The organism is Pseudomonas sp. P65(2024), from assembly GCF_057480955.1.
Window position 1 is genome coordinate 83,478 of sequence record NZ_JBLIYX010000020.1, and the last position, 24,888, is coordinate 108,365.

General features: G+C 65.8%; 20 protein-coding genes and 1 pseudogene. 9 read left to right on the forward strand and 12 right to left on the reverse strand.

What is annotated here, in order from left to right; all coding sequences use genetic code 11:
- Positions 1-22 precede the first annotated feature (22 nt).
- Both AC25MA_RS22555 and mdaB read right to left on the reverse strand, forming a co-directional pair.
- Positions 23-919, reverse strand: coding sequence for a LysR family transcriptional regulator (locus AC25MA_RS22555; RefSeq protein ID WP_028691323.1), 897 nt, complete (start codon positions 917-919; stop codon positions 23-25).
- Between the two features lie 82 nt (positions 920-1,001).
- Entirely contained in the window at positions 1,002-1,592 is a 591-nt protein-coding gene (gene mdaB, locus AC25MA_RS22560; protein WP_028691322.1) for an NADPH:quinone oxidoreductase MdaB, read from the reverse strand.
- A gap of 160 nt (positions 1,593-1,752) precedes the next feature.
- On the opposite strand from mdaB, the gene AC25MA_RS22565 reads away from it, so the two are divergent.
- Entirely contained in the window at positions 1,753-2,067 is a 315-nt protein-coding gene (locus tag AC25MA_RS22565; protein ID WP_028691321.1) for a putative quinol monooxygenase, read from the forward strand.
- Here AC25MA_RS22565 and AC25MA_RS22570 read toward each other — a convergent pair.
- Together AC25MA_RS22570 and AC25MA_RS22575 are read right to left on the reverse strand one after the other, a co-directional pair.
- Positions 2,057-2,140: pseudogene (locus tag AC25MA_RS22570) on the reverse strand (sulfite exporter TauE/SafE family protein); the annotation flags it as partial. The gene AC25MA_RS22565 and the pseudogene AC25MA_RS22570 sit on opposite strands and share 11 nt — an antisense overlap.
- A gap of 107 nt (positions 2,141-2,247) precedes the next feature.
- Positions 2,248-2,655, reverse strand: a complete 408-nt coding sequence (locus tag AC25MA_RS22575; RefSeq protein ID WP_028691320.1) for a type II toxin-antitoxin system HicB family antitoxin — start codon at positions 2,653-2,655, stop codon at positions 2,248-2,250.
- Positions 2,656-3,212: 557 nt separating this feature from the next.
- Between AC25MA_RS22575 and AC25MA_RS22580 the strand changes: the two genes are divergently transcribed.
- The 7 genes from AC25MA_RS22580 to AC25MA_RS22610 all read left to right on the forward strand — a co-directional run bounded on the left by AC25MA_RS22580 (position 3,213) and on the right by AC25MA_RS22610 (position 9,391).
- The gene (locus tag AC25MA_RS22580) at positions 3,213-3,818 is read left to right on the forward strand and encodes a CDP-alcohol phosphatidyltransferase family protein (protein WP_028691319.1); all 606 of its coding nucleotides are present in this window, start codon (positions 3,213-3,215) and stop codon (positions 3,816-3,818) included.
- A 30-nt stretch (positions 3,819-3,848) separates the two neighbouring features.
- Entirely contained in the window at positions 3,849-5,603 is a 1,755-nt protein-coding gene (locus AC25MA_RS22585) for a bifunctional alpha/beta hydrolase/class I SAM-dependent methyltransferase (protein WP_486972390.1), read from the forward strand.
- Entirely contained in the window at positions 5,603-6,922 is a 1,320-nt protein-coding gene (locus tag AC25MA_RS22590; protein ID WP_307944147.1) for a phosphatase PAP2/dual specificity phosphatase family protein, read from the forward strand. The genes AC25MA_RS22585 and AC25MA_RS22590 overlap by 1 nt, the downstream gene beginning before the upstream one ends.
- Positions 6,919-7,338 (forward strand): hypothetical protein, encoded by a 420-nt coding sequence (locus AC25MA_RS22595; RefSeq protein WP_307944145.1) that lies wholly within the window; start codon positions 6,919-6,921, stop codon positions 7,336-7,338. The genes AC25MA_RS22590 and AC25MA_RS22595 overlap by 4 nt, the downstream gene beginning before the upstream one ends.
- 10 nt (positions 7,339-7,348) lie before the next feature.
- Positions 7,349-7,972: a lysophospholipid acyltransferase family protein gene (locus tag AC25MA_RS22600; protein ID WP_062362143.1), complete on the forward strand. Its 624-nt coding sequence runs from the start codon at positions 7,349-7,351 to the stop codon at positions 7,970-7,972.
- A gap of 1 nt (position 7,973) precedes the next feature.
- On the forward strand, positions 7,974-8,906 hold the full coding sequence (locus tag AC25MA_RS22605) for a phosphatidate cytidylyltransferase (protein ID WP_023631694.1): 933 nt from the start codon (positions 7,974-7,976) through the stop codon (positions 8,904-8,906).
- 140 nt (positions 8,907-9,046) lie between these two features.
- Positions 9,047-9,391, forward strand: a complete 345-nt coding sequence (locus AC25MA_RS22610) for a cupin domain-containing protein (protein ID WP_023631693.1) — start codon at positions 9,047-9,049, stop codon at positions 9,389-9,391.
- A 116-nt stretch (positions 9,392-9,507) separates the two neighbouring features.
- Here the strand turns inward: AC25MA_RS22610 and mmsB are convergent, their stop codons facing one another.
- Together mmsB and AC25MA_RS22620 are read right to left on the reverse strand one after the other, a co-directional pair.
- The gene (gene mmsB, locus AC25MA_RS22615; RefSeq protein WP_028691313.1) at positions 9,508-10,398 is read right to left on the reverse strand and encodes a 3-hydroxyisobutyrate dehydrogenase; all 891 of its coding nucleotides are present in this window, start codon (positions 10,396-10,398) and stop codon (positions 9,508-9,510) included.
- Positions 10,399-10,408: 10 nt separating this feature from the next.
- Entirely contained in the window at positions 10,409-11,935 is a 1,527-nt protein-coding gene (locus AC25MA_RS22620) for a CoA-acylating methylmalonate-semialdehyde dehydrogenase (RefSeq protein ID WP_028691312.1), read from the reverse strand.
- Between the two features lie 131 nt (positions 11,936-12,066).
- Here AC25MA_RS22620 and AC25MA_RS22625 point away from each other — a divergent pair, with 131 nt between their 5' ends.
- Positions 12,067-13,017, forward strand: a complete 951-nt coding sequence (locus tag AC25MA_RS22625) for a LysR family transcriptional regulator (RefSeq protein WP_028691311.1) — start codon at positions 12,067-12,069, stop codon at positions 13,015-13,017.
- A 38-nt stretch (positions 13,018-13,055) separates the two neighbouring features.
- On the opposite strand, the gene yfiB is transcribed toward AC25MA_RS22625, so the two are convergent.
- The 6 genes from yfiB to recC all read right to left on the reverse strand — a co-directional run bounded on the left by yfiB (position 13,056) and on the right by recC (position 24,692).
- Positions 13,056-13,556 (reverse strand): outer membrane lipoprotein YfiB, encoded by a 501-nt coding sequence (yfiB, locus tag AC25MA_RS22630; protein ID WP_028691310.1) that lies wholly within the window; start codon positions 13,554-13,556, stop codon positions 13,056-13,058.
- Between the two features lie 3 nt (positions 13,557-13,559).
- Entirely contained in the window at positions 13,560-14,831 is a 1,272-nt protein-coding gene (dgcN, locus tag AC25MA_RS22635; protein WP_028691309.1) for a diguanylate cyclase DgcN/YfiN, read from the reverse strand.
- Complete coding sequence (gene yfiR / locus AC25MA_RS22640; protein ID WP_028691308.1) at positions 14,828-15,403, reverse strand: regulatory sequestration protein YfiR; 576 nt, start codon at positions 15,401-15,403, stop codon at positions 14,828-14,830. Before yfiR ends, dgcN begins: the two co-directional genes overlap by 4 nt.
- A 69-nt stretch (positions 15,404-15,472) precedes the next feature.
- A complete protein-coding gene (recD, locus tag AC25MA_RS22645; protein ID WP_486972391.1) occupies positions 15,473-17,548 on the reverse strand; it encodes an exodeoxyribonuclease V subunit alpha in 2,076 nt (691 codons plus the stop codon).
- Positions 17,545-21,216 carry an exodeoxyribonuclease V subunit beta gene (gene recB / locus AC25MA_RS22650; RefSeq protein WP_486972392.1) on the reverse strand — a complete coding sequence of 1,224 codons (3,672 nt, stop codon included), beginning with the start codon at positions 21,214-21,216 and terminating at the stop codon, positions 17,545-17,547. The genes recD and recB overlap by 4 nt, the downstream gene beginning before the upstream one ends.
- Positions 21,213-24,692, reverse strand: coding sequence for an exodeoxyribonuclease V subunit gamma (gene recC, locus AC25MA_RS22655; protein ID WP_486972393.1), 3,480 nt, complete (start codon positions 24,690-24,692; stop codon positions 21,213-21,215). Before recC ends, recB begins: the two co-directional genes overlap by 4 nt.
- Positions 24,693-24,888: the final 196 nt, after the last annotated feature.

The following is a 24,888-nucleotide window of genomic DNA, read 5'->3' on the forward strand; positions in this document are numbered from 1 at the left end:
GACACTGTCGCGTTCAGGCAACTCAGCAGGCGTAGGCGGCCAGCTTCTTCTGGATGAAATCGAGGAAACACTGGATCCGCAACGCCAACTGGGTGTTGCGGTAGTAGACCGCGTGGATCGGCTGGCGATAGCCGTTATTGTGCTCTGCGAGCAGCACCTGCAGGCGGCCGGCGCGGATGTCCTCGTGGGTCATGAAATGCGACAGGCTGACAATGCCTTCACCGGCGATGGCCAGCTGGCGCAGGGTTTCGCCACTGGAGGCAAGCAGTTGCGGGCGGATTGCCCAATGGTCGCCCTGGGCGTGGCGCAACGGCCAGCGGTTGAGCGATTCCAGGGTGCTGAAGCCGAGCAGGCAATGTTGGTCGAGATCCTCGACCTTGTGCGGCATGCCGTGCTGCGCCAGGTAATCGGGGCTGGCGAGGACCTGCACCGGGCTGCAGCCCAGCGAGCGGGCATGCAGGCTGGAATCGGACAGCTCGCCGATGCGGATGGCCACGTCGGTGCTCTGCTCCAGCAGGTCGATAATCAGGTCGTCGGTATTCAACTCCAGCTCGATACCAGGGTATTGCCGGCGGAACTCGCCGATCCACGGCAGGATCGCGTGCAGCATGAACGGCGCGGCGGCATTGATGCGCAGGCGCCCGGACGGGGTCTGGCGGTTCATCGACAGGCGCTCTTCCATGTCGTCCATCTGCTCGAGGATCAGCCGCGCGCGCTCTAGGAAGAAGCGCCCTTCCTCGGTCAGGTCCATGCGCCGGGTGGTGCGGTTGACCAACGTCGTGCCGAGCTTGCCCTCCAACCGCGACAGGGTGCGGCTGACGGCCGACGGCGTCTGGCCGATCTGCTCGGCGGCGGCGGAGATCGAGCCGCTGTCGATGACGGCGACGAAGACCTGGAGTTCTTCGGAGCGAGTTTTCACACGAATGACCTTGGCAGGGGTATGCCGTGATTGATAACCGCTGGGCGAAGCCTGTGCAAGCCGGCCCCACGATGGGGCGGACTCAATGGCCCTTGCCGAACACTTCATCCAGGTGCTGCTCGTACGCCGCCAGCGCCGCAGGCACATCCGGCCGCTTCATCACATCGACGGCGAGGAAGGTCGGCAGTCCGCTCATGCCGAGGAACTGGTTGGCCTTATGGAACGGGAAGTACACCGCATCCACGCCCTTGCCTTCGAAGAAGTCGCTCGGGTCATCGAACGCCTGCTGCGGCGCGTTCCAGGTCAACGACAGCATGTACTGCTTGCCCTGGACCAGGCCACCGCTGCCGTACTTCTGCGAGGCATCGGAGCGGGTGCGACCATCGTTGGCGTACAGGCTGCCATGGCCGGCGGTGAACACCTCGTCGATGTATTTTTTCACCGTCCACGGCGCGCCCATCCACCAACCGGGCATCTGGTAGATCACCACGTCGGCCCAGAGGAATTTTTCCACCTCGGCCTGGACGTCGTAGCCGCCGTCGATGAAGGTTTCCCGCACATCGAAGCCGGCACGGTCCAGGTGGGCCAGCGCGGCGTCGTGCAGGGTCTGGTTGAGGCGGCCTTCGGAGTGGGCGAAGCGTTTGCCACCGTTGAGCAGGAGGATCTTTTTCATGGGAGGGTCAGCCCTGTAAGTGAAGTTGCCGGCAGGTTAGGCACTCACCGGGCATGGAAACAGCTGTCCCAGGGCAAAATACATTTGTCTTAAAATCACGAATGACAAACATATTGTTGATTTAAGATCTGATCACTCACTTCACTTACCGAGATCTCCCATGAGCGAGCAGTACGCCTTCATCCTCAAAGCCAAGACCCGCCCGGAACAGGCCGAAGCCTTCGAGCAACTGTTCCGTCCCTACGTCGAACCCAGCCGCCAGGAGCCGGGCTGCATCGAATACCATATGCTGCGCGACAAGGCAGACCCGAGCCTGTTCGTGTTCTTCGAGGTCTGGGCCAGCAAGGCGGCTCTGGACGTGCACTCGGCACTGCCGCACATGGCCGCATTCTTCGAAAAGCGCATGGATTACCTGGAGCGCGACTTTGATATCCAGATGATCGATATGCTCAGCGCCTCTTCCGCTAACCGCTGATCAACAGGTGCGTGCCCAGTACCGCCAGGCCGATGAAGAAGCAGCGTTTGAACAGCGCTGCGCTGATCCGCTGGTGTTGGTAATGCTCCTGGTACATCCGCTGGACACCCATGATGAGGCAGGTTTCAACGCCAGTCTGGACCATGAGGATGTGTCTGAATATGATCGGGGCGCGCAGGCTCAGTACACCTCAGCCAGTTCGCGCAGCGCCGCCGAAGCCAGGAATGCGGAGCGTGAAGCGTAGCGATTGTCCTGCTTCACCCTGTCGTCGATTCGTTGCAACAGGTTCCTGGGCAATGTCGCACTGAAACGTACCGCCGTCCCCAGGTATGGCGTTGCGTCGAAGTCCACCAACGCCCAGAGGCCGCCTGCATACTCTGGGTTGTCCACATGCACATCCATTTCCTGCACCTGCGGCAGGGGCGCGCCATCGGCCACCAGCCCTTCATAATGCAGCGCCAGCGCCTCCTGAATGTTCTCCAGTGCCTGGGGGACCGTGGCGCCTGCGGAAAAACAGCCAGGTACATCGGGAATGGTGACGCCGTAATAGGTCTCACGGGACTTGTGCAGGACAACAAGCAGGTTCATCGGCTCTCTCGCTTTGTCGAGCTGCCCTGGTTGGGCATCTGCCGGGCAGCGTTTCCGGTCGGTGGACTGCGAAACTAGAACGTTCAGCCGCCCCCTCGCAATGTGCCAGGCGGCAGTGAAACAAGTTTCGGAAATGAACTACAGCCGAGTACCGAAACGCGCTGTGCGGCCCCTCGCAGGGCAAGCTCGCTCCTACAACGGTTACGCCAAATCTGTAGGAGATCGCCCAGCCTTTCGGGCTGCGCAGCAGCCCCGGCAATTTCAAGGGCGGCTCAAAACCTGGGGCCGCTTTGCGGCCCTTTCGCGACGCAAGGCCGCTCCCACAGGGACCAGCTAAATCAATGAGTCAAGGCTAGTACCATGAGAGATTGTCCTGCCTATTGCACAACCCTGCCTTCGCGGGAAACAGTGTAGGAGCGGGCTTGCCCCGCGATCAATGCCGGCAAAGCCACCGCAATTACCTCGCCCTCCTCACAACTCCACTACGCGCCCCTTGCCGCCCCCCCGCCTGATTCCCCACAATCGCGTCCATGCCGCGCCACGACAGGGAATTCAACGTGCCATCGATCTATCAGCTCAAACCCCGCTTCCAGGCGTTCCTACGCCCTGCCGTCCAGCGCCTGTTCGACCGCGGCGTCACTGCCAACCAGGTGACGGTCACCGCTGCCGTCGTTTCCGTCCTGCTGGGCCTGTTGCTGGCCTGGCTGCCCCAGGTCACCTGGCTGTTCCTCCTGATCCCGGTGTGGATGCTGCTGCGCATGGCACTGAACGCAGTCGACGGCATGCTTGCCCGGGAGTTTGGCCAGCAGTCCAAACTCGGCGCCTACCTCAACGAACTGTGCGATGTGATCGCCGACACTGCTCTCTACCTGCCCTTCGCTCTGCTGCCAGGCGTTTCGCCGACACTGGTGGTGCTGGTGGTGGTGTTCGCGGTGATCAGCGAATACGCCGGCGTGATGGGCCCGCTGGCCGGCGCGTCGCGCCGCTACGACGGGCCGATGGGCAAGAGCGACCGGGCCTTCGCCTTCGGCGTGCTGGGTACCGGCGTGGCGTTCGGTCTGCTGGGCGCGGCCTGGATCAACGGCCTGCTGCTGGTCATCCTGCTGCTCTCGCTCTATACCCTCTACAACCGGGTTCGCCACGGCCTGGCCGAAACCCGCTGAGCCCCTCGCTGCCGGACAAGGATATTCGCCATGCGCCAAGCGCAATCACTGCACTTCTGCACCCATGACGGCGTCGAGCTGCACTATCGCCACTGGCCCGCCACGCGCAACGAACACCAACCGCGCCGGGCCGTGGTGATGTTCCATCGCGGCCACGAACACGGCGGGCGCATGGCCCACCTGGCCGATGAGCTGGACATGCCCGGCTACGACTTCTTCGCCTGGGACGCCCGTGGCCATGGCCAGTCGCCAGGGGCTCGCGGCGACAGCCCGGGCATTGCCACCAGCGTGCGCGACGTGCAGACCTTCATCGAGCACATCCAGGCACAGCACGGCATCGCCGAGGCCGACATGGTGGTGCTGGCACAGAGCGTTGGCGCGGTACTGGTCGCCACCTGGGCCCACGATTATGCGCCAAAGGTACGTTGCCTGGTGCTTGCCTCGCCGGCCTTCAAGGTCAAGCTCTACGTACCCTTCGCCCGCCCCGGGCTGAAGCTGATGAAGGCCCTGCGCGGCAACTTCTTCGTCAACAGCTACGTCAAGCCGCGCCTGCTGACCCACGACCCGGAACGGGTCATGTCCTATGTCGCCGACCCGCTGATCAGCCGGCCCATCTCCGTCACCATGCTGCTGGGCCTGTACGACGCCGCCGACCGCGTGGTCGCCGATGCCCAGGCGATCCAGGTGCCGACGCAGCTGCTGATCTCCGGCGCCGACCTGGTGGTCAAGCGCAAGCCGCAAGAGCAGTTCTTCGACCGCCTGGGCAGTACGCGCAAGGAAAAACACATCCTCCCCGGCTTCTTCCACGACACCCTCGGCGAACGCGACCGCGCCCATGCCCTGGCGCGGATCGAGCGCTTCGTCGCGCACTGTTTCAACGCACCGCAAGCGCAGCCCTCGCTGCTCGATGCCGACAAGAGCGGCGCCAGCTGCGCCGAGGCCGAGAGCCTGGCCGCGCCGTTGCCGCGCCATTCACCACGCGACCTCTACTGGCGTGCCACCCGCGCCGGCCTGCGCTTGGGCAAAGGCCTTTCCGAGGGGGTGAAGCTGGGCTTCGACACCGGTTTCGACTCGGGCTCGACCCTCGACTATGTCTACCGCAACACCCCGACCGGCAAGGGCAAGCTGGGCGGGCTGATCGACCGCAACTACCTGGATGCCATCGGCTGGCGTGGCATCCGCCAGCGCAAGCTGAATGTCGAGGAACTGCTGCGCCTGGCCATCGCCCGCCTGCGTGAACAGCAGCGCCCGGTGCATATCGTCGATATCGCCGCCGGACATGGCCGCTACATCCTCGAGGCGCTGCAAGGCCTGCAACAACTGCCCGACTCGATCCTGCTGCGCGACTACAGCGAACTGAACGTGGAACAGGGCAATGCCTTGATAACCGAGAAGGGCCTGGGCGAGATCGCCCGCTTCGTCCAGGGCGATGCCTTCGACCGCCCGAGCCTGGCCGCTCTCACCCCGCAGCCGACACTGGCGGTGGTCTCAGGCCTCTACGAACTGTTCCCCAGTAACCAGCTGGTCGGCAACTCGCTGGCGGGACTGGCCGATGCGGTCGAGGACGGTGGCTACCTGGTCTACACCGGTCAGCCCTGGCACCCGCAGCTGGAGATGATCGCCCGTGCCCTGACCAGCCACCGTGGCGGCCAGGCCTGGGTGATGCGGCGGCGCAGCCAGGCGGAGATGGACCAGTTGGTGGAGGCGGCAGGGTTTCGCAAGATTACCCAGCGCATCGACGAGTGGGGCATTTTCAGCGTCAGCCTGGCACAGCGGGTGCGCTGATGGCCCGTGAAACCGGGCTGATCCGCCGTGGCATCCTGTGGCTGTTGCTGCTCGGACCGTTCTTCTTTCTCAGCTATGGCATGGCCAATACCTACACCGCTGGCCGCGAGGACATTGGCAGCCTGGTGTTCGCCTGGGAACGGCAGATGCCGCTGTGGCCCTGGACGATCATCCCGTACTGGTCGATCGACCTGCTGTACGGTTTGTCGTTCCTGCTGCCGCGCTCGCGTTCGGAGATGGACCGCCATGCCCTGGCGCTGCTGACGGCGCAACTGATCTGCGTGGCCAGTTTCCTGTTCTGGCCGCTGCGTTTCACCTTCGAGCGCCCCGAGCTGTCGGGGCTGTTCGGCTGGCTGTTCGATGTGCTGATGGGTTTCGACAAGCCCTACAACCAGGCACCGTCGTTGCACATCGCGTTGCTGGTGATCATCTGGACGATGTTTGCCCGACATACGCAGCATCCTGCCTGGCGCTGGGTGGTGCATGGCTGGATGGGGCTGATCGGCCTGTCGGTGCTGACCACCTGGCAGCATCATTTCATCGATGTGCCGACCGGCGCGCTGGCGGGGTTTGTGTGCCTGTGGCTGTGGCCGCATAGCGGCCCGTTGCCCTGGCGACAGGCACGTCTGGCGCAGGACCCGAAACGTTGGCGCCTGGCGCTGCGCTATGGCCTGGGGACGGCCGTGCTGACGCTGTTGGCGATGAAACTGGGTGGTGGCGGGTTGTGGTTACTGTGGCCGGCGCTGTCATTGCTGCTGGTGGCGCTGAACTATGCCCTGTTCGGCGCCGCAGGTTTCCAGAAAGGCGCCGATGGGCGGCTGTCCGTGGCCGCCACCTGGCTGCTGGCGCCCTATCTGCTGTGCGCCTGGGTCAATTCGCGGCTTTGGACCTGGCGCCATCCGCAGGCGGATGAGGTGGCCGATGGCGTGTATCTCGGCAGAGTGCCGGGGCGCACTGAAGCATCTGCGTTCGCGGCGATTGTCGACCTGAGCGGGGAACTGCCCTGCCCCGCGATGACGACGCTGGAAACGCCGCAGGACTACCAGAGCCTGCCGACCCTGGACCTGATTGTCCCAGACCGGGAAATCCTGCAACAGGCCGCCAAGGCCATCGAACACCATCATCAACAAGGCCCGGTGCTGGTCTGCTGCGCCTTGGGCTACTCGCGCAGCGCCAGCGCCGTCGCCGCCTGGCTGCTGCTCAACGGCCATTGTGCCAGTGCCTCCCAGGCCGAAGCGCTGATTCGCCAGGCGCGCCCCGGTGTGGTCCTGCACCCGGCCCATCGCCTGGTATTGCATAACTTGGAGGCCCAGCCATGAGGCTGCTCCTCGTCGCCAGCCTGCTCGCCCGTGGCCGCCAGCTGGAGCGCCTGTCGGATGGCCTGACCCTGCTGGCCCTGGCCTGCACCCTGTCTCCTTTGCTCGGCCTACCATTGGCGCCGTTGCCGCACCTGCTCTGCGGCCTCTCGCTGCTGCTCGGCCTGGCCCACAAGTATTGGGCCCTGCGCGTCGCCCTGGACGCCGACCTGTTCGCCCGCATCGGCGCCAGCAGCGACCTGCCCGGCGACACCCAGGCCTTGGACCACGCCCTGTTCGACCTGCGCCTCAAGCCTGCAGCCAGCGACCCGCGCGACTGGCCGACCCGCAGCCGGGCCGCCCTGGCCCTGCTGCGCCGCCAGGCCCTGTGCCTGACCCTGCAGGTCGCATTAATGCTAATCCTCCCCTTCACCGGATAAGACCAATGCCATGCTCGCCAGCCTGACTGCCTTCGTCATCACCTCCGCCGCCCGCCTGATCACCGGCGCCCGCGCCTTGTGGCTGGGCTGCACGCCGCAGCCGGTACAGCGCCTGTACTTCGCCAACCACAGCAGCCATGGCGACTTCGTGCTGCTGTGGGCCGCGCTGCCCGAGCCGCTGCGCCGCCGCACCCGCCCCGTGGCGGGCGCCGACTACTGGTGCAAGCCGGGCATCCGCGACTTCCTGATCCGCCAGGTGTTCAACGGCGTGCTGATCGACCGCCAGCACGGCGCAAGCGAGGGCAACCCGCTGCAACCGGTGCTCGAGGCCTTCGCCCAGGGCGACTCGCTGATCTTCTTCCCGGAGGGCACGCGCAACCTGACCGACGACCCGTTGCTGCCATTCAAGAGCGGCCTGTTCCACCTGGCCTCGGCCAACCCGCAGGTCGAGCTGGTGCCGGTGTGGATCGCCAACCTCAACCGGGTCATGCCCAAGGGCCGCGCCCTGCCGCTGCCACTGCTGTGCACCCTGAGCTTCGGCGAGCCGCTGCACCTGCAGCCGGACGAGGGCAAGCACGCCTTTCTCGAGCGGGCCCGACAAGCCCTGCTGAACCTGGCCCCGAAGGAAGCCTGAGATGGATCACAACACCCTGTCGCTGTTCGCCGGCATCGGCGCCCTGCTGCTGCTCGCCAGCCTGGTTGGCCGCCTGCTCAAATGGCGCGCCGGCCCCGCGCCGCACGCAGTGATCGACAACCTCAACGCGCGCATCAACGCCTGGTGGGTGATGGTGCTGGTGATCGGCATCGCCTTCCTGTTCGGCAAGTACGGCGTGATCGTGCTGTTCTACGGCGTGTCGTTCTATGCCCTGCGCGAGTTCATGACCCTCACCCCGACCCGACGCAGCGACTACCCGGCGCTGGTGGCGGCTTTCTATGTGGCGCTGCCGGTGCAGTACCTGCTGATCGCCATGGACTGGTACGGGCTGTTCAGTATCTTCATCCCGGTGTACCTGTTCCTGTTGCTGCCGATCCTGGCCAGCTTCGGCGGCGACACCACGCGCTTCCTCGAGCGCGCCTCCAAGGTACAGTGGGGCCTGATGATCGCGGTGTACTGCGTGTCGTCGGTGCCGGCGTTGATGACCCTGGACATTCCCGGCTACGAGGGTCGCAACCTGCTCCTGATCGCCTGGCTGATCCTGGTGGTGCAGATCAGCGACGTGCTGCAGTACGTGTGCGGCAAGCTGTTCGGCAAGCGCAAGGTGGCGCCGAACCTGTCGCCGTCGAAGACCGTCGAAGGCCTGGCCGGCGGTGTGGCGCTGGCCACCCTGGTCGGCGCCCTGCTGTGCTGGATCACCCCGTTCACCTTCTGGCAGGCGGCGCTGATGGCCTTGACTGTCAATGCCATGGGCTTCTTCGGCGGGCTGGTGATGTCGGCGATCAAGCGCGACCGCGGCGTGAAGGACTGGGGCCATATGATCGAAGGCCACGGCGGCATGCTCGATCGCATGGACTCGGTGTGTTTCGCCGCGCCGGTGTTCTTCCACTTCGTGCGTTACTGGTGGGCGTGAGCCACTGACAGTCCACAACCTGCAAGGCCCGAGCCCTGACATTGCGCGGGCAGACAGCTGGGCGTCGAGCCCAGGCAACTGCCCGTCTGGTGATGACTCTATGGTGACGCGTCATCTCACTTGTTGCCTGGAGCCACGCCATGTCCGATTTCATCACCGTCCTGCGCGAAACCTGCCCGACCCCGGTGGTCGACGCAACCAAGTGGAAGCGCATCGGCGGCGACCCGCACACCGTCAACCTCAATGCCTACCTGTCAGCCGACGGCAGCAAGATCATGGGCACCTGGATCTGCACGCCGGGCAAGTTCGAGGTCAACTATGAAAAGTGGGAGTACTGCCATTTCCTCGATGGCTATTGCATCGTCACCCCGGAAGGCGAGGAGCCGAAACACCTCAAAGCAGGTGATGTGTTCGTGATCGAACCGGGGATGAAGGGGACCTGGGAAGTGGTCGAGACGGTGCGCAAGTACTTCGTCTTCGCCTGACCCGCTCCCACGCTCACACAGTTTGCAAAAAAAATCGCGAACCCGATGTCCCTTCCCCAAGGTGCGCAGTTACAAGGGGAAGGGCCACCCGGCCCGCGATCAAGTCCACTCGCTCGTCAATCCTTCTTGCGGTACCCCTCGACGATCGCCGAGAAATCCTTGCCGCCTTCGCCGCGCAGGCTCATGGCCTGGTACAGCTGCTGGGCCACGGCGCCGAGGATCACCGGCTGGTGCGCCTGGCGCGCGGCCTCGGTGGCCAGCCCCAGGTCCTTGAGCATCAGCTCGGCACCGAAGCCGCCGGTGTAGCCGCGCGAAGCCGGGGCGGTCTCGATGATGCCCGGCCATGGGTTGTAGGTATCCGAACTCCAGCAACGCCCGGTGGAGCTGTTGATGATGCCGGCCAACACCTTGGTATCGATGCCCAGGGCATTGCCCAGGGCCATGGCCTCGGACACACCGATCATCGAGATGCCCAGCAGCAGGTTGTTGCAGATTTTGGCGATCTGGCCGGTACCGACCTCGCCGCAGTGCACGATATTGCGGCCCATCTGCTCCAGCACCGGCTTGAGCGTGGCGAACAGCTCTGCGCTGGCGCCGACCATGAAGGTCAGGGTGCCGGCCGCCGCGCCGCCGGTACCACCGGAAACCGGCGCATCGCCCATGTCGATACCCTTGGCCGCTGCAGCCTTGGAGACCTCACGGGCGGTCTGCGGGTCGATGGTGCTGCAGTCCACGGTCGGAGTGCCGGGGCGGATGCCAGCCAGCACGCCGGTTTCTTCATCCAGGTACACGCCGCGCACATGGGCGGCGGCCGGCAGCATGGTGATCACCAGCTCGCTGTTGGCGGCTGCGTCCTTGGGTGACGTGCTGACCTGGCCACCCAGCTCCGCGAGTTCGGCCAGCACGGTCTTGTTCAGGTCGAACAAGTTCAGTTGGTGCCCGGCCTTGATCAGGTTGCGGGCCATGGGCGCGCCCATGTTGCCCAGGCCGATGAAAGCGATACGCATGGCGTTCTCCTTAGCGCAGGCTGATGGTGGTGTTCACACCGTCATTGACGCTGTCGTCGTCGAACCAGCGGGCGGTGACGGTCTTGGTCTGAGTGTAGAACTGCACCACCTGCTTGCCGTACGGGCCGAGGTCGCCGAGCTTGGAGCCACGGGAACCGGTGAAGCTGAAGAACGGCACCGGCACCGGGATCGGGATGTTGATGCCGACCTGGCCGATATCGATCTCGCTCTGGAACTTGCGCGCCGCCGCGCCGCTCTGGGTGAACAGGCCGGTGCCGTTGCCGAACGGGTTGGCGTTGACCAGGGCGATGGCCTCGTCGAGGGTGTCGACCTCCAGGGTCACCAGCACCGGGCCGAAGATTTCCTGTGTGTAGACCTGCATGTCGGTCTTCACCCCGGAGAACAGGGTCGGGCCGACGAAGTTGCCCTGCTCGTAGCCCGGCACCTTCACATCGCGGCCGTCCAGTTCGAGCTTGGCGCCTTCCTTGATGCCGCTTTCGATCAGGCCCAGCACACGCTCCTTGGCACGCTTGGAAACCACCGGGCCGACATCGGTGCCCGGCTCGTTGCCGGCGTTGACCTTGAGCTTGCTCGCCGCTTCCTTGATATCCGGCAGCCATTCGCGGGCCTTGCCCACCAGCACCGCCACGGAGGTGGCCATGCAGCGCTGGCCGGCCGCGCCGAAGGCGGCGCCGACCAGGGCGTTGATGGTCTGGGTGCGGTTGGCGTCGGGCAGCACCACGGCATGGTTCTTGGCGCCCATCATCGACTGCACGCGCTTGCCGTGCTGGCTGCCCAGGTTGTAGACGTGGGTGCCGACTTCGGTAGAGCCAACGAACGAGATCGCCTTGATGTCCTGGTGGGTGCAGATCGTGTCGACCACCTGCTTGCCGCCGTGCACCACGTTGAGCACGCCGGCCGGGATGCCAGCTTCCAGCGCCAGCTCGACCAGCATCATGGTCGACAGCGGGTCCTGCTCGGACGGCTTGAGCACGAAGGTGTTGCCGCAGACGATGGCCATCGGGAACATCCACAGCGGGATCATCGCCGGGAAGTTGAACGGGGTGATGCCGGCGCACACGCCGATCGGCTGGCGCAGGGTGTAGGTGTCGACACCGCCGGCGACGTTCTCGGCGAACTCGCCCATCTGCAGGGTGCCGATGGAGGCGGCGTGCTCGACCACCTCCAGGCCACGGAAGATATCGCCCTCGGCGTCGGCGAGGGTCTTGCCCTGTTCGGCGCTGAGGGTCACGGCGATGCGCTTGCTGTGTTCGCGGATCAGCGCCTGCAGCTTGAGCATGATGCGCATGCGCGCGCCGATCGGGGTGTCGCGCCAGGTCTTGAAGGCGCGCTCGGCGGCGGCCACGGCGGCGTTGACTTCCTCGACGGTGGCGAACGGCACCCGCGCCAGCACTTGCTGGGTCGCCGGATTGACGATGTCGCGCCATTCGGTGGTCTTGGACTCGACCCATTGGCCGTCGATCAGCAGCTTGACCTGCTCGACCTTGGTCTGGTCGGGCGTCTGGGGTGCGTTCATCTGCGCTCTCCTTGGAATTATTGTCGGAACGAGGACGCCTACGCCGCAGCGAACGGGGTGGCGCTCAGGGGCTGAGTTCGAGTATAGATGTGCAAACATCCAACAAGAATGCACAAAAAAACCGGATCATCATGCAAAAAGACCTCACCTCCCTGAGCGCGCTGAACTGGGACGACCTCAAGTTCTTTCTTGAGGTGGCGCGCACCCGCAAGGCCAGCAGTGCGGCCAAGCGCCTGGCCGTGGACTACACCACGGTGTCGCGGCGCATCGGTTCACTGGAAGGGGCGCTGGGCACTTTGCTGTTCGAAAAATCACGGACCAACGGCTTCGTCCTCACCGCCGAGGGCCAGCGCCTGCTGGGCTATGCCGAGTCGATCGAGAGCACCCTGCACATGGCCTGCGAGCAGGTCTCGGGTTCGGGCGTGGCATTGTCGGGGCATGTGCGCATGGGCTGCACCGAAGGCTTTGGCAGCTTCTTCGTCACTGCGCAACTGAGCCACTTCGTCGATGCCTGGCCGGCGATCTCGGTGGATATCCTGCCGCTGCCGCACTTCATCAGCCTGTCCAAACGCGAGGCCGATATCGTCATCGCCCTGGAACGTCCGGAACATGGGCCTTATGTATGCTGCAAGCTGTGCGACTACCGCCTGCGCCTGTATGCGACCCAGGACTATCTGGACAACCACGAGCCGATTCGCGAGATCGCCGACCTGGGCCGCCATCCGTTCATCAGCTACGTGGACGACCTGGCGTTCAGCTCGGAGCTGCTGTACCTGGCCAACCTGATCCCCAACGCCAACGCGCACCTGCGCAGCACCAGCGTGATCGCCCAGTACACGGCGGCCTTGCAGGGACGCGGGCTGGCGATCCTGCCGTGCTTCCTGGCGGCGCAGGATCCGCGACTGGTGACGCTGCTGCCGGAGGAGATCGAGGTGACGCGGCAGTTCTGGATGTACTGCCGGGAGGATCTGCGCAAGCTCAAGCGGATCACCCTGTTGTGGGATTACATCCGCGAGGTGACCGAGGCCAATGCGCCGTTGCTGATGGGCGAAACCCGCGAGATGAAATTCGCCCAGGGTTGAACTTGAGGGCTTGCCCCGCGATGGATGGCATGCAGCACTCAGTCCGACGCCACCACGATCGACACCCGCCGATTCTCCATGCGCCCTGCCGCGGTGCGGTTGTCCGCCACCGGCTGGCTGCTGCCCATGCCGCGGGTCTGGATGTTCTGCGGCTGCATGCCGATGCCGATCAAGGCCTTGGCCACGCTCTGGGCACGGCGCTCGGAGAGCTGCTGGTTGTAGGCGGCCTTGCCCGAGGCGTCGGCATGGCCATCGATGCGCACACGCTGGATATCCACCGACAGCAGCGCCTTGCCGATACGCTCGACGATCGACTCGCTGGCGCTGTTGAGGCTGTCCAGGTCACTGCCGAACAGCACCTTGCCGGACAGGTCGAACGCCCAACCCTCGTCGGTCGGGGCGAAGCCCTCGCGCTTGAGCACGGCGACCTGCTCGGGGGTCAGCCCCTTGGGCGGCACGCTCTGGCAGCCGGCCAGAGCCAGTAGCGCCAGCAGCAGGGTGATTAACGGGAAACGCAGCACGGAAAAACGCTTGGTCACGGTTCAGCTCCTGTTCTTTGCATCAGTGGCGCAGCGTTCCGTCTGCGCCACTTGCCAATGGCCACGGCGATTGCGCTTGGCCTGGTACATCGCCGCATCGGCGGCATTGAGCAGACTGGCCGGGTCACGGCCATCGTCCGGGTAATAGGCGATACCGACGCTCAGCGAGGTGGTCAGGCTGGTGCCATCCTCAAGCTGCACCGGCAGCTTCATGCTGGCGACAATCTTCTCGGCGATGCGCTGGGCATCCTCGCGCGAGTGCAGCGGGGTCAGCAGCACGGCAAACTCGTCGCCGCCCAGGCGCGCCACCAGGTCATGCTCGCGCAGTTGCGCACGCACGCGGCTGGCCACGCTGATCAGCACTTCGTCCCCCACCGCATGGCCGAGGCTGTCGTTGATCTGCTTGAAGTGGTCGCTGTCGAGGAACAACAGCGCCAGATGGTCTTCGGTACGTGCGGCATTGCGCAGGCTGCGGCTCAGCCGCCCTTCGAAGAACGCGCGGTTGGGCAGGCCAGTGAGGCTGTCATGGCTGGCCTGGTGGGCGAGGCTTTCGTTCTCGCTCTGCAAATGGCTCTGCCAGACCTCCAGCTCATCGAGCAGGGCATTGAAGTCATTGCCCAGCTCGTTGAGCTCGGCGATTTGGGTCTGCGGCACCCGCCGGTCGAAACTGCGCTCGCGCCGCGCGGCGTGGGCAACGCTGGCCAGGTTACGCAAGGGGCGGATGATATCGCCGAACAGGCGTCGCGACAGGTACAGCGCCAGCACCGCGCTGAGCACCGTGCACACCAGAATGCCCACCAGCCCGCTGAGCAGGAAGCGCACCAGGCTGCCACCCTGCCCGGTCAGCTCGATATGGCCGACCCGCTGGCCCATGTGCTGCACCGGCATGTTGATCGGTTCCTCCAGCAGGCTGCGCGCCACCTGGGACTGCAACTGCGCCATTACCCCCTGCTCGTCGCGTTGCCAGTGGGCGAGCAGATCGCCATCGTTGTCGTACACCTTGGCGTCGGCCACTTCTTCGGTGGACGCGATCAGCGCCAGGGCCTCGTTGGCCGCGGCACTGTCGTCGAAGACCACGGCGGCCTCGACGGTGTAGTTGATGGAGCGGGCGATCAGGTGCAGGTTGTGGTTGGCATAGACGCGCAGCGCCGCCACCCCGAGCAGGGTCACCAGCACCCCGGCCAGGCCCGCGGCCAGCAAGGCCACGCTCAGGTGTCCCCGCCCGAGCACGGCGCGCAGGGTCGGCCGGCTGAAGCGCCTGGCTGAACGTTTCATGGCTGCCCCGCCCGCCGTCGCGACAATTGCAGCACGCTAGGGTGAATGCGCACGCCACTGCGTGCCACTGAGTCGAGGTTGACGTCGAACGCCACCTGCTGATCGCCGACCCGCAGGCAGAACAGGCTACCCACCGTGCACGGATCGTCGGCCTCGCTGATGCTCAGCACCGGGTGGCCGTTGATCCGCTGGAACAATCGCTCACGTTGCTGTTTGTCGAGCTTGCCGAGGTAGATGGCGTCGCAGGCACTGGCCACGCTCGGATCGTCGGCGAGCAGGCGGCGCACCTGCAGGGGTTGCCCGGACTGCTGCAGGTTGCCCTTGATCAGGTCGTCGGCGTATTCGGTCGGGCCGACCAGGCACAGGCGCAAGGGATTGGGGTCGGCAGGCCAGCGGGCGTAGCTGAGGATGCCCAGCACGACCTGGGTCACGGCCTTGGCCCGTAGCTTCACCTGCGCCTGCGATACGGCATTGTCCGCCCAGGCGGGCGCGCCGTTCGACAACAGCATGGCCATCAGCAACGAGAGCGCACAGCCCTTCACGCGTCCCAGGGCCGAGACAGCCACTGTCATGGGGGGAAATCTCACAAAATGTTTGCGGATAATGCCGCAACGATAGCATATCGGCGGCAAACTCCAGAGTCAGACTTGCTCCAGCATCAACCCCGAGACCCGCCGGACCTTGCGCCCCACCGCCTCCTCGAACACCCCGGCGCGCGGCTCGATGAGGCTGAAGCAATGCTTGGCGCGGGTGATGCCGGTGTACACCAGTTCCTTGGTCAGCACCGGGTTCAGCGCGTCGGGCAGCACCAGCGCGGTATGGCTGAATTCCGAGCCCTGGGACTTGTGCACGGTCATGGCGAACACCGTTTCCACCTCGCTGAGACGGCTGGGCAGTACGAAACGCACCCCACCGCTGCCATCGTTGCGCGGAAAAGCCACGCGCAGCAGCGCCTCGCCCTGCTCGTCCGGCAGGCGCAGGGCGATGCCGATATCGCCGTTCATCAGGCCGAGGCCATAGTCGTTGCGGGTGACCAGTACCGGACGCCCCTCGTACCAGGGTTGCTGGCTGTCGATCAGCCCGGCGTTGTGCAGCACCCGGGCGACCCGCTCGTTGAGGCCTTCGACGCCCCAGGCGCCCTTGCGCACGGCACAGAGCAACTGGAACGCCTCGAAGCTCTGCAGCACCTCGGCCGCCCAGCGCTCCCAGCGCGGATCATCGCCTGGCGCGCCTGGCGGCGGGCGCAGGCGTCCGATGGTTCGCAGGTAGCCGCGATACCCTTGTGGCCCCTCGGGGCCTTGGTTGAGGCCATCGAGCAGCAGGCGGTCGAAGCGTTTGTCGTGCTCGCCGCCCAGGGTCAGGCAATGGATATCCGCCGGTCGGGTCGCCAGCAGCGCTCGCGCCTCCAGGGCTTGCTGGCGATTGACCAGGCGCGCCAACTGGCCGATGCCGCTGCCTTCGCCGAAACGCCGCGAGTGGCGCAGCATCACGATCTGCTGGGCCAACGGATTGCGCTGGCCGTCGCCCGGCCTCAGGCCGATGTCGGCGAGCGACTGTCCGCCCACCTGCTCCAGCCAGGCCAGGGTCTGCGGCCAGTAGCCGCCATCCTCGGCGTCGCGGCACAGGTCGCCCAGCACCGCGCCGGCCTCCACCGAAGCGAGCTGGTCCTTGTCGCCCAGCAGCACCAGCCGCGCATTGGCCGGCAGGGCATCGAGCAGGTTGGCCATCATCTCCAGGTCGATCATCGAGGCTTCGTCGACTACCAGCACATCCAGGGGCAACGGGTTGCCGGCATGATGGCGGAAGTGCCGCGAACCCGGGCGGCTGCCCAGCAGGCGGTGCACGGTGCTGACCTCGGTGGGGATCTGCGCCCGCACCGCGCCATCCACCTGCAAGCGCTCCACCTGCTGGCCGATGGACTCGGTGAGGCGCGCCGCGGCCTTGCCGGTCGGCGCCGCCAGGCGGATGCGCAGCGGCCGGCCTTGTTCGACCGCAGGCCCCTGCAACAGCGCCAGCAGGCGTACCACGGTGGTGGTCTTGCCGGTCCCGGGTCCGCCGGTGATGACACTGAAGCCGGCACGAGTGGCCAGGGCGCAGGCCAGTTTCTGCCAATCCACCTCGCCTGCGCTCGAGCCACCTTCGAACAGTTGCGACAGACGTAGTGCCAGGTCGGCCGGCTGAGGCTGAAGGCGCGCCAGGCGCTCATGCAGGGCATTGTCGATGCGCCGCTCGTAGGTCCAGTAGCGGCGCAGGTACAGGCGCTCGCCGCTGACCACCAGTGGCCTGGCACGCTGCTCGACGGTATCGCCTGCGGCAACCAGGGGACTCTCGGCGATCCGTTGCAACCAAGTGCCCAGCTCAAGGCTGGCCAGCAGCTGCGAAGGCAGCAGCAACGGCCCGGCCAGGGCATCGCCTTCCGGTGGCAGGGACAGGGCGAAGTCCGGCTCGGCGAGGGTCTGTTGCAGGTCGAGGCAGACATGGCCATGACCCAGCTGGTGACTGGCCAGGGCGGCGGCCAGCAGCACCAGCGGATCGCTGCCCGGCGCCCGCTCCTCGAGGAAGCTCACGAAAGCTCGGTCCAAAGCCCGCAGCCAGCCGCGCTCGACCCAGCGATCGAGCAATGCCAGCAAGTCCTGGCTGTGGCGCAGCGGCGCCAGGGCGCTCAGGTGCTCGGCCTGCAAGGGCGTGGGCAGCAGGTCGTCGAGGTTGCGGCTCATGGCGTGGCTCCGGCAAACAGGTCCTGTTGGGCGGGTTCTTGCTCCCCCCGGAACATCGCGTCGAGCTGTTCGATCAGCGCCCGGGGAGGCCGCGCATGATACAGCCCGTGGCCGGCCGAGGTGACCCCACGCAGGAAGATGAACACGGCACCGCCGACATGCCGGTCGTAGTCGTAGTCGGGCAGGCGCGCGCGCAGCTGGCGATGCAGGGCCAGCAGGTAGAGCACGTACTGCAGGTCGTAACGGTGCTCGAGGATTGCCTGCTCCATGGCCAGGGCGCCGTAGGCCTCGGCGTCGGGGCCGAGCCAGTTGGACTTGTAGTCGGCCACGTAGTAGCGCCCGTCGAGTTCGAAGGCCAGGTCGATGAAGCCCTTGAACATGCCGTTGAGCACGGTCGGCTGGGCGGCCGCCCGCGTCATTCCAACGTGGGTGTGGCGCGCCACCAGATGGTCGAGGCGCACCGCGTCGACCTGATGGCTGGCGAACCAGAACTCCATTTCGACCTGGTAGCGCTCGAGGCCTGCGAGGGTCAAGGTGGCCCCTTGCAACGGCATGGGCTGGACCAGCAGTTGCTGCAGCCATTGGGTCAGCGTGGGAATCCAGCCTGTCCAGTCGCGTCGGTTGCAGCGCTGGCCCACGGTGCGTTCGATCACCGGCCCTTGGGCGGCGACCTCGGCGAACCCTTCGCGCCCCGCCCATTCGAGCAGGCCGTGGAGGAAAGTGCCCGGATTCGGCCCACGGGGGAAGCGGTGGATATCGCCCGCCTCGGCCGGCACCTCACGCAGCGACTGGCTGTCCAGCACCTCGTCGTCCAGCAATTGCTGGGCCTGGGAGCTGTCGGCGACCAGGGTCTGGTCGCCCACCCGCAAGGCACTGTACGAGGCGATCCACCAGTGTTCCGCAGCGGCCCGACGAGGCTTGCGCGGCGGCAGCAGCTCGCGCTGGCTGTCCGGCGTGCGGTAGCACAGGGCCTGAACCTCAGGCAGCGGACCATGGGTGATGGCCGGATTACCGGCCGCCAGGGTAGCGAGCCATTCGCCCAGCTGGCTGGAAGCCGCCAACGACAGGCCGCCACCCAGCAGGTAGCCCAAGGCCGAACGATGCAACTGCGAACTGCGCTGGGTGCCGCGCTTGAGGTCGGCAACGCCCAGCCAGCAGGCATGCTGGGCACGGGTCAGGGCAACGTAGAGCAGACGCAGGTCCTCGGCCAGGCGTTCGTCGTCGGCGCGCTCGATCTGCGCGGCGTCCGGTGTCAAGGTCAGGTGCGCCACGCCCTGGTCGTCGTGCCAGCCCAGGGGCAGGCGCTGGCCATCCACCGGCTTGCTGGTGCAGATGAACGGCAGGTACACCAAGGGGTATTCCAGGCCCTTGGACTTGTGGATGGTCACCACCTTGACCAGTTGCTCGTCGCTTTCCAGGCGCAGGATCTGCTCTTCTCCGGCTTGCCCTGCGTTGGCCAGGTGCTCGGTGAGATGACGGATCAGCGCCTGCTCGCCATCCAGCTCACCCGCGGCCTGCTGCAGCAGTTCAGCCAGGTGCAGCAGGTTGGTCAGCACCCGCTCGCCGTCGCTGCGGCCCATCAGCGCCCGCGGCAGCTGGAAGTCGTGCAGCAGGCGCCGCAGCATCGGCAGCACGCCCTGGCGTTGCCAGATGTCGCGGTAGCGGCGAAAACGCATAACCCAGTTTTCCCAGACCCGCTCATCCTGGTTCAGGCGCTCCAGTTCGATAAGCGGCAGGTCGAGGGTCAGGCTGGCCAGAGCGGCCTTGAGCATGCGCTCCGAGTCCGGCTCGGCGCAGGCCTTGAGCCAGGCCAGCAGGTCATGGGCCTCCTGGGCGGCGAACACCGAATCCTTGTCCGACAGGTATACGCTGCGTACATCGCGAGCCGCCAACTCGGCGCGGACCAGCTGGGCCTCGCGACCGTCGCGCACCAGGATGGCGATATCGGAAGGCAAGCAGGGTCGCAGCTTGCCGGCGGCATCGGCGAAACCGCTGACGCCTTGCTGACCACCTTCGAGCAGCTCGACGATATGGCTGGCGCAACTGGCCGCCAGTTGCTGGCGATACGTTGTGCTGGACACCGGCTCGTCGCTCTCCAGCTGCCAGCAATGCAGGGCCGCGCTGGGCTGCCCGGCGATCAGCAGTTGCTCGCCACGACCCTTGGCGCGCACTTCGACGAAGGGCAGCGGGTTGTCGCCCTGGGCACGGAACAGAAAGGCGCCACGGCCCTCGGCGCGTTCCTCGGCCTGCAGGAACACCCGGTTGACCGCCGCGACCATGGCCTGGCTGGAGCGGTAGTTGGTGTCCAGGCTGTGCAGGCGCCCGGCGGTGGCACGGCGCGCGGCCAGGTAGGTGAAGATGTCGGCGCCACGGAAGGCATAGATCGCCTGCTTGGGGTCGCCGATCATGAACAAGCCGGTGTCCGGGTTGTTCTCGGTGATGCGGTAGATGCGCTCGAAGATCCCGTACTGGACGGGGTCGGTGTCCTGGAACTCGTCGATCAACGCGACCGGGAACTGCTCACGGATCAACGCGGCCAGGCGCTGACCGGAGTCGCTGCCCAGGGCATGTTCCAGGCGCAGCAACATGTCGTCGAAGCCCATTTCGGCGCGGCGACGTTTCTCCACCTCGAAGCGCGCCGATACCCAGGCGGCGGCATGCTCCAGCAACCGTGCGTCGGGGCTGGCCAGCCCCTGCAACTGCTCGCGCAAGGACTCCATGGCCCGCAGCGCCGGGTGTTGCGGCGGCTCGCCGGACTTCCAGGCCTCGGCCAGGCCAGCGGGCGTCAGACGGGTGAAGCCGGTGCCCAGGTCCAGTTCCATGGCCTGCTCATCACCGGCCCAGGCCCGCAGCTTGTCGAACCAGGGCTCGAAATAGCGTGCCTGCAACTTGCGCCCGTCGGCCTGCTTGGCCGCCACGGCATCGCGGCAGATCTGCTGCAGCTCGTCGGCCCAGGCGCCCCAAGGCGCCTTGAGTTGGGCCAATTGCTCGGTGCGCTGGCGCAGGGTCGCCTCGATCAACGACTGCGGGTCTTGCTCGTCCTCCTGGCCACGGACACGGCCAAACAGCGGTCTGATCCTCGGCAACAAGGTATCGGGGCTGCCCCAGTTGCCACGCACCCAGGCCAGTGACTCGCCGCGCATGCCGTAGCAGAAGCGCCGCCAGTAGTCGCGCATGACCTGGCCCAGCAGTTCGCTGTGATCGGTCTCCAGGCTCTGGGTGAACAGGCTGCCACTGTCGAAGGCGTGCTCGCGCAGCATGCGCTGGCACCAGCCGTGGATGGTCGAGACAGCGGCCTCGTCCATCCACTGCACGGCGATCTCAAGGCGGCTGGCGCAGCGTGGCCATTGTTCCTGTGGGTAATCGTCGCGCAGCAGATGCAGCAGCGGGTCGGCACCGTCCAGCTCGCCGCGGAAGAAACGCGCCGCCTCGGCCAGGCGCGCGCGAATACGCTCGCGCAGCTCCTTGGTGGCCGCGTCGGTGAAGGTCACCACGAGGATCTGCGGTGGCAGCAGCTCGCGGCTGAAACCCTGCTCGCCGCCATGGCCGAGTATCAGACGCAGGTACAAGGCCGATATGGTGAACGTCTTGCCGGTGCCGGCGCTGGCTTCGATCAGCTGGCTGCCGTGCAGGGGGAAACTCAGCGCCAGGGGGCGGGCTTGGGTCATTGGGCGTTCTCCGGGTTACCCAGGGTCTGCCAGGGCGCTGCGAACAAGGGGCGATACAAGGCTTCGCACCAGCCTTCGAAGGTTTCGTCGAGGGCCAGCGCGGCGAAGTCACGATACTGGCGGGCCAGGGCCAGGCTTTCGCTGCGCTCGCCGAAGTTGTTCTGGCCGTCACCCTCATAGGCGCGGATCGCGGCGGCCGTCGCCTTGTCCGGGTCCTCCTGGGCCAGCCAGGCGAAGGCGGTCTTGGCCGCCACCGGCAAGGGCGCGCTCATACCCGCCTGGCGTGCCACCAGCAGTTCGCCCAGGCGCTCTGCCGCCTCGCCCTGAGGCAACGGGGCCAACAACAGGGTCAGGTCACTGGCCACCAGCGCGCTGTGCAACGGGTAGCCAGAAGCACAGGCAGCAAGGTGCATCACCCAGGTCGGCACCAGCCGGTGCCACTTCAGGCTGTTGCGTCCAGCACTGAGGGTATTGGGCACGGTGGCGATGCTCAACAGGCTCTGGTCCTCGGCCTGGTACACCTGGCCAAGCCAGCCCTCCAAGCGCAGCGGCCCCTGTTCGAAATGGATCGGCATGGCGCCCTCGACCCGGGTCGGCCAGCGCTGCAGCAGTTGCCGATGGCGTTGCAGCAAGTCCGGCAGCGGCTGAATCAACTCGGCCTGCAAGGCTTCGCCGAAGCCTGCCAGCGGCAACATCCCGCAGGCCTGGAGACGTCGGGCCTGGGCCTGCAACGCCCGCTCGGCGTTGTCCGGATCGGCCAGCGCGGCGCCGAGCAGGCTTTCGCTCAGGCCATAGCGTTGCAGAGCGTCCAGCACGAAGGGTTCTTCGTCCGGGGTCGGTGCCTCCAGGGCCTCGAAGAATACTTTCAGGCGCTGGCTGAAGAAATGCCGGACCGGATGGCGCAGGAAGTCCTGAAGCTGCACCAGGTTGAGCGGCTCATCACTGGTGTAGGGCGACAGTGCGACAGGCACTTGCGCTTCGTCCTCGGCCTGGTGCAACGCCAACCATTCATGGGCGAAGCTGAACAACGGGCTGCCCTTCTGGAAGTAGCGCTGGCTGAACGGCTGCAATGGGTGCTCCTGGGTCAGGGCATGCAACAGCTGCTGCCCAGGGTCGTCGCGTTGGCCGGTCTTGGCGCCGGCGAGCTGCCAGCCGGCGGCCAGGTGATCGCGCAACTGCCCGATCAGCACCGAGGACGGTCGCTCGCTGTTGTCGCGGATGCTGTGCCCGACCCAGCTGACATAAAGCTGGTCACGTGCAGAGAGCAAGGCCTCGAGCAACAGATAACGGTCATCCTCACGACGCGAACGGTCCCCTGGTCGGTAGTCGCTGGCCATCAGGTCGAAGTCGAGGGGCGGCTGGGCACGCGGGTAGTCACCGTCGTTCATGCCCAGCAAGCAGACCACCCTGAACGGGATGGCGCGCATGGGCATCAGCGTGCAGAAGTTCACCGAGCCGGCCAGGAAGCGCTGGGACAACTTGCCCTGGTCCAGCCCGGACAGCCAGGCTTCGCGCACCACGGTCAGTGGCAGCAAATCGTGCAGGCCGACCGCGTCGCAGGTTTCCAGCCAGGTGTCGCGCAGGTCCTGCAGCTGTACCAGGAGCAGTTCGTCATGCTCGTTTTCGGCCAGGAAGAAGATCTGCAGCAACGCATGCAGTCGTGCCCCCCAATCCGTCGCCGAGGCCGGCTGTGAGAGCGCCTGGCAGGCAATGTCCAGAGCATCGAACAACGCCACCAACGGGCCGATCAGCGCGGCGTCGAGGCCGCCGATCTCATCGTACGGCTCGATACCGTCACAGCCTTCGCCCACGCCGACTGCGTACCCCAACAGCATGCGCCGCAGGCCGAAGCGCCAACTGTTCTGCTCAAGACCCTCGGGCAGGCCAAGGCTGGCGCGTTGCTCGGCGCTCAACCCCCAACGGATACCGGCGCCTTCGATCCAGCGGTGCAGGGTTGGAAGGTCGCTTTCCTGAATGGCGAAGCGGGCGCGCACTGCCGGCACGTCCAGCAGGTCGAGCACTTCGCTGACGGCGAAACGGCTGTCGGGCAGCTTGAGCAGATGCTCCAGGGCGATCAGCAGTGGGTCGCGGCCACGCTGGCCCTGGTCGGTCAGGGTGAACGGGATGTAGCGCGGATCGTTGCGGTCGAGCTGGCCGAATACGGCACGGATATGCGGTGCGTAGGTGTCGATAGCCGGCAGCATGACAATGACGTCGCGAGGCCGCAGCGTGGGGTCGGCACTGAAGCGGGCCAGCAACTGATCGTGCAGGATTTCCACTTCGCGCTGCGGACTGTGGGCCAGGTGGAAACGTACGGAGCGGTCCTTGGCCGGGTCGACCGCCGGCCACTGCTCGCGGGTCTCGGCCAGGGGGCGCAACTCGAGGATATCGTCCTGCAGCTGGTTGAGCAGGGTCTTCGGTTCACCTTCACTGAACAGGTCGATGCGTCCGTCGCTGAACACGCCCTGGTAACTGCCGGGATCGTCGTAGCTGTCGAGCAGGTTGATGTAGTCGCGCCCCTGCTTGCCCCAAGCGGCCAACAACGGGTGTGCATGTTGGTGCAGCAGCTCGTCGTCCAATTGCAGGGGCATGCCCTGCTTACGTTGCTGACGCTTGTACTGGTGTCGCAGCAGGTCCTTGTCGGCGACGATATCGCCCCAGTGGTGGCGGCAGGGGTTGTGCACGCACAGCAACACCTGGCTGAAGCGGGCAAGACCTGCCAAAGCCTCGAGGATCTGGGCAGGCAGCGACGAAATGCCGAACACGATCAGCCGCGCCGGCAGCCCAGCGGGGGCCTGTTCCAGGCCGTTGATCCGCTCGATGAAACGTTGATGCACCCCGGCCCGGCTCTGGGCCATGCCCGCCTCGCCCACGTCTTCCAGCAGAATCCGCCACAGCTCGGCCTGCCAGCGATTGCCGGCGGCCAGCGGATTGCGCTCACCCCGTGCGGTGTTGAGCACATGGGCACCACTTGCCCAGTCCTTCAGCCAGTCGGCACGGTAGACCTGGTACTGGTCGAACAGGTCGGCAAGGCGCTCGGCCAACTGATAGCGCTTGCGCAGGTCGCTGTCATCGGTAAGGAAGCGGCGCAGGGGCTCGAAGTGCGGGCGTTCGATCACTTCCGGGAGCAGGCGCATCAGGCGCCAGGTCAGGGGCGCCTTGTCCAGCAGTGACACCTCGGGGATTTCGTCGCGCCCCAGCACGCGACGGTACAGCTGCCACATGAAGCTACCCGGAAGCTGCACATCGATGGCGGCTGCGATCCCGCAACCGCCCTGATCGTCGTCCTGTGGGTCCTCGGCCAAGGCCAGTTTCAGCCATTGGGCGATACCGTTGCTCTGCACCAGGGCGATTTCGTTTTCCAGCGGCGCCAGGGGGTAACGGCGCATCACGCTCACCACCAGATTGCGCAGGTCGTCCAGGCGGTTGCCCTGAACGATCATGAAGCCTGGGTGAAGTGAGGTGGTCTGGGGCATTGGCTGGTCTCGGGGAGCGGTTGATGCAGAGGAGAAACCTTATCACGGAGGCAGCCGACACGTTCCCCCTGTCGGAACGGCATTGGCTTTTGGGCAAGCGGAAAAGACAAAACCCCTACCTGCTCGCGCAGATAGGGGTTTTGCGAAATGAATCTTGACGATGACCTACTCTCACATGGGGAAGCCCCACACTACC

What these genes read in the sequence shown, in the direction of transcription:
- AC25MA_RS22620 (WP_028691312.1), bottom strand. Translation starts at nt 11,935, where the DNA reads ATGAACGCACCCCAGACGCCCGACCAGACCAAGGTCGAGCAGGTCAAG.
- AC25MA_RS22625 (WP_028691311.1), top strand. Translation starts at nt 12,067, where the DNA reads ATGCAAAAAGACCTCACCTCCCTGAGCGCGCTGAACTGGGACGACCTC.
- AC25MA_RS22595 (WP_307944145.1), top strand. Translation starts at nt 6,919, where the DNA reads ATGAGGCTGCTCCTCGTCGCCAGCCTGCTCGCCCGTGGCCGCCAGCTG.
- recD (WP_486972391.1), bottom strand. Translation starts at nt 17,548, where the DNA reads ATGAGCCGCAACCTCGACGACCTGCTGCCCACGCCCTTGCAGGCCGAG.
- AC25MA_RS22565 (WP_028691321.1), top strand. Translation starts at nt 1,753, where the DNA reads ATGAGCGAGCAGTACGCCTTCATCCTCAAAGCCAAGACCCGCCCGGAA.
- dgcN (WP_028691309.1), bottom strand. Translation starts at nt 14,831, where the DNA reads ATGAAACGTTCAGCCAGGCGCTTCAGCCGGCCGACCCTGCGCGCCGTG.
- AC25MA_RS22610 (WP_023631693.1), top strand. Translation starts at nt 9,047, where the DNA reads ATGTCCGATTTCATCACCGTCCTGCGCGAAACCTGCCCGACCCCGGTG.
- recC (WP_486972393.1), bottom strand. Translation starts at nt 24,692, where the DNA reads ATGCCCCAGACCACCTCACTTCACCCAGGCTTCATGATCGTTCAGGGC.
- AC25MA_RS22585 (WP_486972390.1), top strand. Translation starts at nt 3,849, where the DNA reads ATGCGCCAAGCGCAATCACTGCACTTCTGCACCCATGACGGCGTCGAG.
- mmsB (WP_028691313.1), bottom strand. Translation starts at nt 10,398, where the DNA reads ATGCGTATCGCTTTCATCGGCCTGGGCAACATGGGCGCGCCCATGGCC.
- yfiR (WP_028691308.1), bottom strand. Translation starts at nt 15,403, where the DNA reads ATGACAGTGGCTGTCTCGGCCCTGGGACGCGTGAAGGGCTGTGCGCTC.
- AC25MA_RS22575 (WP_028691320.1), bottom strand. Translation starts at nt 2,655, where the DNA reads ATGAACCTGCTTGTTGTCCTGCACAAGTCCCGTGAGACCTATTACGGC.
- AC25MA_RS22605 (WP_023631694.1), top strand. Translation starts at nt 7,974, where the DNA reads ATGGATCACAACACCCTGTCGCTGTTCGCCGGCATCGGCGCCCTGCTG.
- AC25MA_RS22600 (WP_062362143.1), top strand. Translation starts at nt 7,349, where the DNA reads ATGCTCGCCAGCCTGACTGCCTTCGTCATCACCTCCGCCGCCCGCCTG.
- mdaB (WP_028691322.1), bottom strand. Translation starts at nt 1,592, where the DNA reads ATGAAAAAGATCCTCCTGCTCAACGGTGGCAAACGCTTCGCCCACTCC.
- AC25MA_RS22590 (WP_307944147.1), top strand. Translation starts at nt 5,603, where the DNA reads ATGGCCCGTGAAACCGGGCTGATCCGCCGTGGCATCCTGTGGCTGTTG.
- recB (WP_486972392.1), bottom strand. Translation starts at nt 21,216, where the DNA reads ATGACCCAAGCCCGCCCCCTGGCGCTGAGTTTCCCCCTGCACGGCAGC.